The organism is Intestinibacter sp., assembly GCF_034113885.1.
Lineage (GTDB): Bacteria > Bacillota > Clostridia > Peptostreptococcales > Peptostreptococcaceae > Intestinibacter.
On the sequence record NZ_JAXEWM010000182.1, the window covers coordinates 1 to 11,613 of the forward strand.

Sequence of the window (11,613 nt, forward strand, 5' to 3'; positions counted from 1 at the left end):
GTTGAGAGATTTAATAATCTTGATGGTGAAGTTGATAGAAAGAGAACTGAGCAAAGTTTCTTTGTGGATGTAGATGAGATTAGAGAGAATAATTATGATCTTTCTATTAATAAGTATAAGGAAATCGAGTATGAGGAAGTTGTTTATGATGCGCCTGAGGTTATTCTTGAGAGGGTGAAGAAGCTTGAGGATGAGATTGTCAAAGGTATTGGTGAATTGGAAGAGATGTTGAGAGGGTAGATGAGTATGGAATATGTTAAATTGAGTGAGGTATTTGAATTTATACGAAATGGAGCAAGTATAAAGCAATTTGATACAAAAGAAGGCTATCCTATAACACGAATAGAAACCATTGCAAATGGATATGTAGATTTAAATAAGATGGGATATGCGAATATAATGGACTTAAATAAATATGAAGATTATCTTTTACAAAATGGTGATATATTAATGTCTCATATTAATAGTGAAAAGCATTTAGGTAAAGTTGCAATATATGAAAATATGGATAAAAGTATAATACATGGAATGAATTTATTATGTTTACGTCCTAATAAGGAAATTATACATCCTAAATATGTATACTATTATTTTAATAATGATGACTTTAAAAGACAATTACCTAAAATAACTAAAAAATCGGTTAATCAAGCGAGTTTTTCTGTGAATGATTTGAAAAATTTAAAAATAAAAATTACAAATTTAGATACACAAATGAGAATAGTTAATGTTTTAAATAAATCACAAGAATTAATAATCAAAAAAAGAAAACAAGTACAAGAATTAGATAAATTAGTTAAATCACGATTTGTAGAGATGTTTGGTGATGTTAATATAAATAATAAAAAATGGACTATTATAAAATTAGACGAATTAATTGATGTAATAGGAGGATATTCATTTAAAAGTACAGATTTTCTAGAGGAAGGTATTCCGGTGTTGAAAATTGGTAATATAAATTCTGGCTATTTTAAATCTACAAATTTAGTATTTTGGAAAAAAGATAAAAAATTAGATCGATATTTGATAAAACCAAAAGACTTAGTAATTTCATTAACAGGGACAGTAGGCAAGGATGATTATGGAAATGTATGTATTATGGGCGATGATTATGATGAATATTATTTAAATCAACGAAATGCTAAATTAGATATTAAAAATAAAGATTTATTAAATCAATATTATTTAACGTATATATTGAAAGTTCCAGAAATAAAAAAACGATTAACTGGTATAAGTAGAGGGGTTAGACAGGCTAATATTGCTAATAAAGATATTCAGAATTTAGAATTGCCTTTACCGCCAATAGAACTTCAAAATCAATTTGCGGATTTTGTTAAGCAAGTTGACAAATTGAAATTTGAAATGGAAAAAAGTTTAAAAGAATTAGAAGATAACTTTAATTCATTAATGAAAAAAGCTTTTAAAGGAGAATTGTTTGAATAAAAATTTTGATTGATAGAAAATAAATATATTATAATTAAAAAAATGTGTACAAGATTATATAATCGAGTAATGAAACCAACGGGGGGATACACAAATGAAAGGAAATTTCGATTTTTTAAAAGACAAAAAGGAATTTCAAAGCTTTGCTCAAGCATGCATAGAAGCAGAAAACAGCATACTAATAAGTCCTGCAACTACAGCGATTCTATGCAGAAGAGCATTGGAGCTAGCAGTTAGATGGGTATACAGCTTTGATAAAGAGTTAAGACTCCCTTATAGAGATAATCTTTCTAGTTTAGTTCACGATAACAGCTTCAAGTATTTGATAGATTCAGAGATGTTTCATATGTTAAAATACATAATCAAAACTGGGAACCTGTCAGTCCATACAAATCAAGTTATAAAAAGGGAAGAGGCAATTTTAGCTCTTAGAAATTTACACCAATTTGTATCGTGGATTGATTACTGTTATGCAGATGAATATACGGCGCCTGAGTTTGATGAAACTATATTGAAAAAGGGTGACGAAAAGAGAACTAATCCTGAAGAGCTAAAGAAATTATATGAAAAGCTGAGCTCAAAGGATAGAAAAATAGAGGAAATAATCGCAGAGAATCAAAGCTTAAGAAATAAACTTACAGAAAAGAGAATAGAAAATACTAAAAACTACGATTTCAAAGTAGAACATATAAGCGAATATGAAACCCGAAAACGATTTATAGATGTCGAGCTAAAGCTTGCTGGATGGGAGTTCAACACTAGGGATATAGTAGAAGAAGAAAAAGTCGAGGGAATGCCAACTGATTCTGGAATAGGATATGCAGATTATGTTTTATATGGAAATAATGGAAAACCACTGGCGGTTATCGAGGCAAAAAAGGCGAGTATAAGCCCAGACAAAGGTCAGCATCAAGCTAAGCTTTATGCAGATTGTTTAGAGAAAAAATACAATCAAAGACCTATTATATTTACGACAAATGGATTTGAAACCTATATTTGGGATGATGCTGCTGGATATCCTGTAAGAAGTGTTTCAGGATTTTTGAAAAAGGATGAATTGCAGCTTAGAGTAGATAGAAGAAGCACAAGAAAACCATTTGATTATAAAACTATAAAAGACGAAATCACAAATAGATATTATCAAAAGGAAGCGATAATTGCTGTATGTGAGGCGTTCGACAAAAAACAGAGAAAATGCTTAATAGTAGCAGGGACAGGTACTGGAAAAACTAGAATATCAGTATCTCTAGTAGATATGCTTACAAGACATAATTTTGCGAAAAATATACTTTTCTTGGCAGATAGAAAAGAGCTTGTAAAGCAGGCTAAAAATTCATTCTCAAAATTATTACCTGATTTGCCACTTTGCAATTTATTAGATAAAAGTGAAGATCCAGAGAGTGCTAGAATGATATTTTCAACTTATCCGACTATGATGAACGCTATAGATGATACTAAGTCAAAGGATGGCAAGAGATTGTTTACTCCAGGTCATTTTGACTTAATAATAATAGATGAGTCTCATAGAAGTATATATAGAAAATACAAGACTATTTTTGAGTATTTTGATGCAAATTTGCTAGGTCTTACTGCTACACCAAAGGATGAGATAGATAAAAATACTTATACAGTATTTGACCTTGAAAATGGAGTTCCGACTTATGCTTACGAATACGAGCAAGCGGTTGAGGATGGCTATTTAGTCGACTACAGAACTTTAGAGATAAAGACTAAGATAATGGAAAATGGCATAAAATACGATCAATTGTCAGATGAGGAAAAGGAACAGTATGAGGATACATTTGACGACGATGAAAATATAGATAAGGAAATTTCAAATGCAGCTATTAATAAATGGTTGTTTAATGCCGATACGATAGATTTAGTTTTGAGCAAGCTTATGGACGAAGGTCTGAAGATAGAAGGAGGAAATATCCTAGGAAAGACTATAATTTTTGCAAAAAGTCACAGACATGCAGTCGCTATAGTAGATAGATTTAATACGATTTATCCACAATACGGTGGTAAATTTGCTCAAGTTGTAGACTATGATACTAAGTATGTCGACAATATAATTGATAATTTTAAACAAAAAGACAAGCTACCACAAATTGCAGTATCTGTGGATATGCTCGATACTGGAATAGATGTACCGGAGATACTAAATCTAGTTTTCTTTAAAAAGGTTAAATCAAAGACTAAATTCTGGCAGATGATAGGCAGAGGAACTAGACTTTGCAAGGATTTACTTGGATTAGGACTTGATAAGGATAAATTCTTGATATTTGATTACTGTAGCAATTTTGATTTCTTCAGAGAAAATCCAAAGGGATATGAAAGCAAGATAGTTCTTTCTTTAGACGAGAGATTATTCAACCTGAAGGTAGATATAATCAAGGAGCTTCAAGATGTAAAATACTCAGATGAAGAATACGTCGAATACAGAAAGGTTCTGTCAGAGAGTATTTATCAACAGATAAAAGCATTGCCAGATGAAAGCTACAGAGTTAGATTGAATGCTAAGTATGTGAATAAGTATAAAAATCAAGATAGCTTGAAGGTGTTAGGAGCTATTGAATCCAAGGAATTGAAGGATGAGATATCACCGCTTATAACGACTTTTGGTGAAGATGAGCTTGCTAAGAGATTCGACTTTGTAATGTATACTATAGAGCTTGCTAGATTATCTGAAACTAATGCCAATAGAGGAATTAAAAGTGTTATATCCACAGCTAACCAGCTTGCAAGATTAGGAACTATACCTCAAGTCAAGGCTCAAAAATACATAATTGACAAGGTTAGAAATGAAGAATTTTGGGATAATGTAGGTATAAATGATCTAGAAGAAGTTAGAGAAGCAATGAGGGAATTAATACAATATATTGAGCCAGATATTACACGCATATATTATACACAGTTTGAAGATATGATAGTAACAGAAGCTTCAAAAGGAGCAATGTACAATATAAACGACTTGAAAAATTATAAGCAAAAAGTAGAACATTATTTAAAAGAGCATACAGACGACATGGTAATTTACAAGCTTAGAAATAATAAAAAGATAACAAAGCAAGATTTACAAACACTAGAGGATATAATGTGGAATCAGCTTGGAACTCCATCAGATTATGAAAAGGAATTTGGGGATATGCCACTAGGTAAGCTAGTTAGAAAAATAGTTGGACTAGACAGACATGCTGCCAATGAAGCATTTTCTGAGTTTCTAAATAGTGAAACATTAAATTCTACACAAATTCACTTTGTAAAGCTTATAGTTGATTATATAGTTAAAAATGGATTTGTGGAAGACAATAGAATATTTATGGAGGATCCATTTAGAAGCGTAGGAAATATAACTCAATTATTTAAAAATAATATGGATGATGCTAGAAAAATCCTAGATATTATAGGAAACATTAAGAAAAACTCAGAAGAATTGACGGAAGAGGCATTCTAAATCAAAGCTAGTAAAATTTATGTATTTTTTAGATACATTAAATTTACTAGCTTTTTTTGTGCAAAGACTTGCAAAAAATAAAATATGTGTTAATATATTTAATATAATAATATATTAACACATATTACAAACAAAGAAAGGAGTGTGGTAAATTATGAAAAATGAGTTTTATCTAAAAAACTTTACAAGCAAATGGATAAAATACAGCGACTACGATATGAGAGAGGATTCAAATGGAAATATTTATGTAATTCCAGCAGAAAACAGTAATTATACAATTTACGATCCATTTGAAAAATCGAATAAGATTTTATTTGATTTAATAGATTTAGGGGATGAAGCTTTGAGGGAAGAGCGAGAAAAGGCTACAATTTACAATAAATTAATTTTATTTGTAAAAAATTACGGATTACTTGGTCTAATAAGCTCGAGTGTGTATAACAGAAATATAGTAGGAGAACAAAACATACTATTTACTCAAAACAATATAATAAGCAACACGATACAAAATCTAGAAAATAATAGTATTATGAAGAGCGATGAATATATAAAGCTATTTACTCCTTTTGCGACAGAGGAAGATATATATACGAGAGAGTTTGATGAACATTTGACTGTTGTAAAGGCAGAGGATTCGCCTAGATTTTATGGAAAGAAGCCGTTAGTTATGGATATAGTATTTTCTAAGTTTTATGCAGAAAGAGTAGATTGGATAATCGAATACGCCAAGAATATATCAAAAAATTTAAATCAACTTATAATCTACAAAAATGCTAACTTAACTGAACCAGTAGGGATAATGCCAGACAAATTTAATCCACAAAAGATAGGGTTTACTGTGGCTATGTTCGATAAGCCTCAAATTAAATGGGATTTTGATTCGTTACAATCTACTATTGATGTAATATACGCATTTGCTCTAACTGATGATAACAGCATATTAAATCGTTGTAGCTACTGCAATAAGGCGTTTTTTGCAAAAACAGATAGAGAAAAATACTGCTCTCCTTCATGTAGAAACTGTGCAAATGTCATAAAAAGTAGAAATAAGAAAAAAGCCTTAAAGGATCAAGCCGATAAAGCTGATGAGGATAAAAAAATTCGAGAAAAAATAAAAAAATTCAAAGGTGGTGAAAATGATATGAAAAACGAAAAACGCAAACAAGTGATATATGAATATAAAGAAAAGAAAACAACAGGCGGTGTTTATAAAATAACTAATACGGAAACTGGAAAAAGCTTGATAAAGGGTGAAATAGATTTAAAATCTATGGAAAATAGATTCAACTTTTCAGTATCAATCAATAGTTGTTTAAATCCAAAGCTTCAAAATGATTGGAAAAAATATGGACCAAAATCTTTTAAATTTGAAATATTAGAAGAAGTAGAAAAGAAATCAGAATTAGATAATAGACAATTTAAAAAGCAATTAAATGAATTAGCTGAAAAATATATTGAAGAGCTAGATAAAGAACAATTATATTAAAAAGGTATAAAAAATAAAATTGTGCCAATAATATAAATGTATATTTAAACTTGCACAATTGAGCTCAATTATAAATATATAGACCGATATCCTTTAGATTATATAGTTTAAGGGATATCGGTCCTTAATTTTCTATTCGACTATGAAAGTTTCGATATCTTTGGCATCAGTGTATTCTGCAAGTAAGCCTTTAAATTCCGCCATCCATTTTTCTAAATTCTCGCTACCATCAAATGAATAGATAACGCTAGCCACCTTTCTTTCGCCTTCTTTGATCATAGCTCTTTGGCTGTCACTAGTTGGATTTCCAAATGGACCTTCTTCATCGTATAAAGTAGGAAGGTGTTCGATATTTACAGACGATTTTCCTATTCCATCGTAATTTTCTCCGTCTGGAACTCTCTTTAATGTTATATTTTCAGATACACAGCTCAAATCGTAAGAGCCTATAGAATATCCAGAAGAAACAGAAATGATATTGTTGATTTCAACTACATTATTTATATTGTAAAGGCCTTTGCCTTTTACTATTCTTCTAAGCATTGCTTCTGAAGCGTTTCTGTAAGAGGATGGAGATTTTCCAAGTGCTTTATACGCCTCTCTTGTAGTGTGTATGTGGTTGATTTTTACTATATCTTCTGTAACGTATTTGCTTTCTAATTCTGATATAGTAGAATTAAATTTATCTAAAAGTGAATCAGAAGTTTTTTTTACAGTTACAGAATATATTAATATTCCTAAAGTTGCATTAGGACAAAGTGATTTTATTTCACTGTCAATTGAAAAAGTCATTTTATTTTGCCTCCTAATAATTTGTTAACTAACTGATTATAATTATATTAGTAAATAAGAGTATTTTAAAGTATAAAATTGATAAAAAGGGTGATGATATTGAGAATAATTTCCTACAATATACATAGAGGTATGGATAAAAATAAAAAAACAACTTTGTTTCAGATAGTTAAGTATCTAAAGAAACAGAGGAGTGATGTCATATGCTTGCAAGAGGTTTTGCATCCTCAGTATGAATTTATGAAGTTTTATCTTAGGATGAACGGGATCTTTGCTGAAAATGTAAAATCACAAAAATACGGCATTTGTATTTTTTCTAAATACAAAATAATAGAGAAAAAGCATGTATTTTTAACTAGTAAAAAAGAGCAGAGGGGTCTTGCATATATAAAATTAAAAATAGATGAAAATAATTATTTGAATATAATTAATACCCATTTAGGTCTCAATAAAATAGAGAGGTTTAAGCAAATAGATGAGATGTTAGATTTTACAAAAAATATAAATGGGAAAGATAAAAATATAATCTGTGGAGATTTCAATGAAAAAAACTTGAGCATAAATAATTTCAACGATGCTTCAGTAGAATTAAAAAAAGACAATTATCCTACCTTTAGTAAAAGTAGAATAGATTATTGCTTTGTAGATAAGGCTTTAAATGTGAAGTCATATGAAGTTGGCGATGTGTATATGTCAGATCATTTTCCAATTATAGTGGATTTTGAATTATAAGAAAATACTAAAGGGCAGCTACAAAATTTGCAGTCGCCCCTATGATTATTTACTAGCTAATATTATATTTTTATCCAATGTGTATTTTATTAAATAGCTCGACATATTTTCAAATTTTATATCAAATTCGCTTTCATCAAACAGCATATAAAGTGCAAATAAATTTGCTTCTCTTTCAGCATCTAGATTTTCAGCCTCGAAATTGTTTACGCCTACATGACCTAATACTATATGGCCAAGCTCGTGGGCACATAGTATGTGCTTGGATTTTTCCATGTATTTGGAATTGATTATAATAAGTGGATGATTCTCACAAGCATATGCAAAATAGGCTTTAAGAGTTTCGTTAAGCTTTGTTTGACTGACAGTAATATTCATTTTTTTACAAATTTCAAAAGGGTTATTTGTATTGTATTTTGCTTTTAAATCTTCAACAGCTTTTTTGACTTTCAATAAGTTACCTCCCTCTGACAATTTACATTATCATCTAATAATCTTATTTATTTTTGTATTTATAGCTGATTATTTCGATTTGGTGTAATAATTCATTGGCGAATTCTATTATCTCCTCGTCTGATAATTTTGTGGCATCGTAGCCACCGTATGCCATAACAGTAGGCAATTTTAATATAAATTCCATAGCAGCTTTAGCATCTTTAAATTCAGTTGGAGGATTTTTAGGATTGCGACCAAGTAAGTAATCTGTTGATACATCGAAATAATCTGCTATTTTAGTAAGTGTAGTTTGATCTGGAAATCTTCTACCTTGTTCATACATACCTATCGTACTACTTGAAATTCCTAAAATTTTGCTCAGCTTAGATTGGCTGAGGTTTTTAGATGTTCTTAGATTTTTTAAATTTTGTCCAAACATATTTTTTACCTCCTTTGCTAATAATTTACTTTTTCTATAGATATATTAACACGAAATGTGTATTATTTTCAATAAATAAACACAAAAAGAATAGAAATATATTTACAAATATTATTCGAGGTGCTATTATATAAACATACACAATATGTGTATGAAAATTGAAAAAATACACGTGTTGTGAAAAATTCCAATTATAGCAGGAGTTCATTTGGTGATATTTTAGCTAGTGAGGATTTTATTAAAGTGATTAGGAAATTCCAACCAGTTGTCGAAAAAAATATCAACCAAGAAGATATAGATAAATTGATTCGATTACTTGAGCAATTTCCATTAAAACAAAGCGCAAAAAAATATAAAAGCGATAGTGATTGCACATATATATCCAATATATATACTGAAAATGAGGGAAGTAGGTACATATGTTGGTGCGATATTCCAGATGAATGGAGGGCTTTGAGGGATATAATAGTAATTTTATTAAACTATGTGGAGGATAATAGAGGGAAATATTCTCCAAAATAAAAATTTAAATTAGGAGTAAATAATTGTAGTATAATAATTCTTAGTTAAATGTATATTATGTATAATATTTGGATATAAACTAAATAGCATAATAATGAGCGGAAACAATATATTCAAGCGAGGAGAATTATATGGATAAGATATTAGATATACTACAAAAGTATTATGGGTATAAGACCTTCAGAAAGGGTCAAGAGAAAATAATTAATAGTATTTTAAGTGGAGAGGATGTTCTAGCTATAATGCCAACTGGTGGCGGAAAGTCACTTTGCTACCAGATTCCTGCCTTATGTATGGAGGGCATTACTATAGTGATATCACCGTTGATATCGCTTATGAAGGATCAAGTGGACACTTTAAATACTATGGGTATTGAAGCTAGTTATATAAATAGTTCGTTATCTATAAATGATTATAATGAGGTTTTAAAAAATATATTAGATGATAAATATAAAATATTGTATATTGCGCCAGAGAGGCTGGAGAATGTAGACTTTTTAAATATTATAAAAAATAAAAATATCTCTCAAATTGCAATAGATGAAGCTCATTGTATATCTCAATGGGGTCATGATTTTAGGGTATCGTATAAGAAAATACCTTATTTTATAAATAGTTTAGATAATAGACCAATAGTTACTGCATTTACAGCGACTGCCTCAGAAGAGGTTAGACATGATATTTTAAAGATGCTAGGTCTTGTAAATCCTAAAGTATATATAACAGGATTTGATAGAGAAAATTTATATATAAACATAGTTAAATCTTCGGCTAAAAATAAATATTTACTAGAATACATAGAAAATCATAAATCAGAAAATGGAATAATCTATGTTGCGACTAGAAAAGAAGCGGAGAAAATTTATGAAGGTCTTTTGAAAAGAGATATAAGTGTGCTTAAATACCATGCTGGTATGTCTAACAACGATAGAAAGACAAATCAAGATAAATTTATAAATGATGAAGTTAATATAATGGTTGCAACTAATGCTTTTGGTATGGGTATAGATAAACCAGACATAAGATGGGTCATTCACTATAATATGCCACAGAGCATAGAAAACTATTATCAAGAGATAGGTAGAGCAGGTAGAGATGGACAAAAGAGCGAGTGTATATTGCTTTTTTCACCGAGTGATGTACATACACAGAAGTATTTAATAGATGTAAGTACAGAAAATTTATCTAGAAAATCAATTCAATACAATAAGCTACAGCAGATGGTAGATTTAGTCTATAGCAATTCTTGTTATAGAAAAAGTATATTAGAGTATTTCGGTGAGACAATAGAAGAAGATTGCAATAACTGCAGCAATTGTTTAAGCGAAGGAGTAATAATTGATAAGACGCTAGATGCACAGAAGGTTATTTCGTGTGTTTTTAGAATGAAAAGAAATTTTGGAATAATAATGATAGTAGATGTGCTTAGAGGGTCTAAAAATAAAAAGGTCTTGGAGGCTGGATTTGATAAATTGAGTACTTATGGAATAATGAAGGATTACTCTAATGAGGAATTAAAAAACTTTATAAATACTTTGATATCCCATGGATTTTTAGATATAAAAGAAAATCCAGGCTCTAGAGGCAGTTTCCCAACAGTATATTTAAATAACCAATCTATGAGAGTACTAAAAGGCGAGATAAAGGTTGAATTTAAAGAGGTCAAGGTGGTTAAAGAATCTAGAGAGAAAAATGAATTATTTGAAATACTGTCTGATTTAAGAAGAGATATAGCATCAAATGAAAAAATAGCTCCGTATATGGTATTTGGAGATGCTACCTTGATTTCAATGGCTAATAGTTATCCGACTACAGAAGATGAAATGCTAAATATTTCTGGAGTTGGTGAAATTAAGTATCAAAAATACGGTAAACAATTTATAAATGCAATTGAAAAGTACATATTAGATAAAAATATAGACAAAGAATCAATAAATAAAAACGATGCTAAAAGCTCTAAAGAAAAGGAAGAATTCTTTAAGGTGGATACAGATAAGGATTTGTACGAGCTACTTAAAAAGCTAAGAGCTAAATTTGCAAGAAAGGAAAATCTACCATACCATATGATAATGCCTAAGAATACCTTAAAGGAAATCAGTGGTAGATATCCACTCGAATTAGATAAGCTAAACGACATTGCAGGTATGGGACCTAAAAAAATCGAAAAATATGGACAAGAGATAATAGATACAGTAAAACAATATGTCGAACAAAATGACATAAAAGTAGATTGGAAAGACAAAAAGAGAAAGAAGCTAATACTAGATGGAGAGAGTAGAAAGCCTAAAGAAATAGCTTTAGATT

At 29.7% G+C, this 11,613-nt stretch carries 9 protein-coding genes and 1 pseudogene; 7 read left to right on the forward strand and 3 right to left on the reverse strand.

The genetic code is table 11. From position 1 onward, the window contains the following. The 4 genes and pseudogenes from SPD90_RS11460 to SPD90_RS11475 form a co-directional block, all read left to right on the forward strand. A pseudogene (locus SPD90_RS11460) lies at nucleotides 1-240 on the forward strand (SAM-dependent DNA methyltransferase); the annotation flags it as partial. A 6-nt stretch (nucleotides 241-246) separates the two neighbouring features. Beyond that, nucleotides 247-1,446 carry a restriction endonuclease subunit S gene (locus SPD90_RS11465; protein ID WP_320925321.1) on the forward strand — a complete coding sequence of 400 codons (1,200 nt, stop codon included), beginning with the start codon at nucleotides 247-249 and terminating at the stop codon, nucleotides 1,444-1,446. A gap of 94 nt (nucleotides 1,447-1,540) precedes the next feature. Continuing rightward, nucleotides 1,541-4,903 carry a DEAD/DEAH box helicase family protein gene (locus SPD90_RS11470; RefSeq protein WP_320925322.1) on the forward strand — a complete coding sequence of 1,121 codons (3,363 nt, stop codon included), beginning with the start codon at nucleotides 1,541-1,543 and terminating at the stop codon, nucleotides 4,901-4,903. A 154-nt stretch (nucleotides 4,904-5,057) separates the two neighbouring features. Further along, nucleotides 5,058-6,389 (forward strand): GIY-YIG nuclease family protein, encoded by a 1,332-nt coding sequence (locus SPD90_RS11475; RefSeq protein WP_320925323.1) that lies wholly within the window; start codon nucleotides 5,058-5,060, stop codon nucleotides 6,387-6,389. A 132-nt stretch (nucleotides 6,390-6,521) separates the two neighbouring features. Here SPD90_RS11475 and SPD90_RS11480 read toward each other — a convergent pair whose 3' ends face one another. Next, a complete protein-coding gene (locus SPD90_RS11480; protein WP_320626432.1) occupies nucleotides 6,522-7,181 on the reverse strand; it encodes a B3/B4 domain-containing protein in 660 nt (219 codons plus the stop codon). Nucleotides 7,182-7,274: 93 nt separating this feature from the next. Between SPD90_RS11480 and SPD90_RS11485 the strand changes: the two genes are divergently transcribed. After that, nucleotides 7,275-7,913, forward strand: coding sequence for an endonuclease/exonuclease/phosphatase family protein (locus SPD90_RS11485; protein WP_320925324.1), 639 nt, complete (start codon nucleotides 7,275-7,277; stop codon nucleotides 7,911-7,913). 45 nt (nucleotides 7,914-7,958) lie between these two features. Here SPD90_RS11485 and SPD90_RS11490 read toward each other — a convergent pair whose 3' ends face one another. Next, nucleotides 7,959-8,366 carry an ImmA/IrrE family metallo-endopeptidase gene (locus SPD90_RS11490; RefSeq protein ID WP_320626430.1) on the reverse strand — a complete coding sequence of 136 codons (408 nt, stop codon included), beginning with the start codon at nucleotides 8,364-8,366 and terminating at the stop codon, nucleotides 7,959-7,961. Between the two features lie 43 nt (nucleotides 8,367-8,409). Next, nucleotides 8,410-8,787, reverse strand: a complete 378-nt coding sequence (locus SPD90_RS11495; protein WP_320626429.1) for a helix-turn-helix domain-containing protein — start codon at nucleotides 8,785-8,787, stop codon at nucleotides 8,410-8,412. 243 nt (nucleotides 8,788-9,030) lie between these two features. On the opposite strand from SPD90_RS11495, the gene SPD90_RS11500 reads away from it, so the two are divergent. Both SPD90_RS11500 and recQ read left to right on the forward strand, forming a co-directional pair. Beyond that, on the forward strand, nucleotides 9,031-9,309 hold the full coding sequence (locus SPD90_RS11500) for a hypothetical protein (RefSeq protein WP_320925325.1): 279 nt from the start codon (nucleotides 9,031-9,033) through the stop codon (nucleotides 9,307-9,309). 131 nt (nucleotides 9,310-9,440) lie between these two features. After that, the coding region (recQ, locus tag SPD90_RS11505) for a DNA helicase RecQ (RefSeq protein WP_320925326.1) at nucleotides 9,441-11,613 on the forward strand (2,173 nt) is incomplete at its 3' end.

Bases quoted from the DNA above. Each gene is read 5' to 3' on its own strand.
- SPD90_RS11465 (WP_320925321.1), top strand. From the start codon at position 247: ATGGAATATGTTAAATTGAGTGAGGTATTTGAATTTATACGAAATGGA.
- SPD90_RS11470 (WP_320925322.1), top strand. From the start codon at position 1,541: ATGAAAGGAAATTTCGATTTTTTAAAAGACAAAAAGGAATTTCAAAGC.
- SPD90_RS11475 (WP_320925323.1), top strand. From the start codon at position 5,058: ATGAAAAATGAGTTTTATCTAAAAAACTTTACAAGCAAATGGATAAAA.
- SPD90_RS11480 (WP_320626432.1), bottom strand. From the start codon at position 7,181: ATGACTTTTTCAATTGACAGTGAAATAAAATCACTTTGTCCTAATGCA.
- SPD90_RS11485 (WP_320925324.1), top strand. From the start codon at position 7,275: ATGATATTGAGAATAATTTCCTACAATATACATAGAGGTATGGATAAA.
- SPD90_RS11495 (WP_320626429.1), bottom strand. From the start codon at position 8,787: ATGTTTGGACAAAATTTAAAAAATCTAAGAACATCTAAAAACCTCAGC.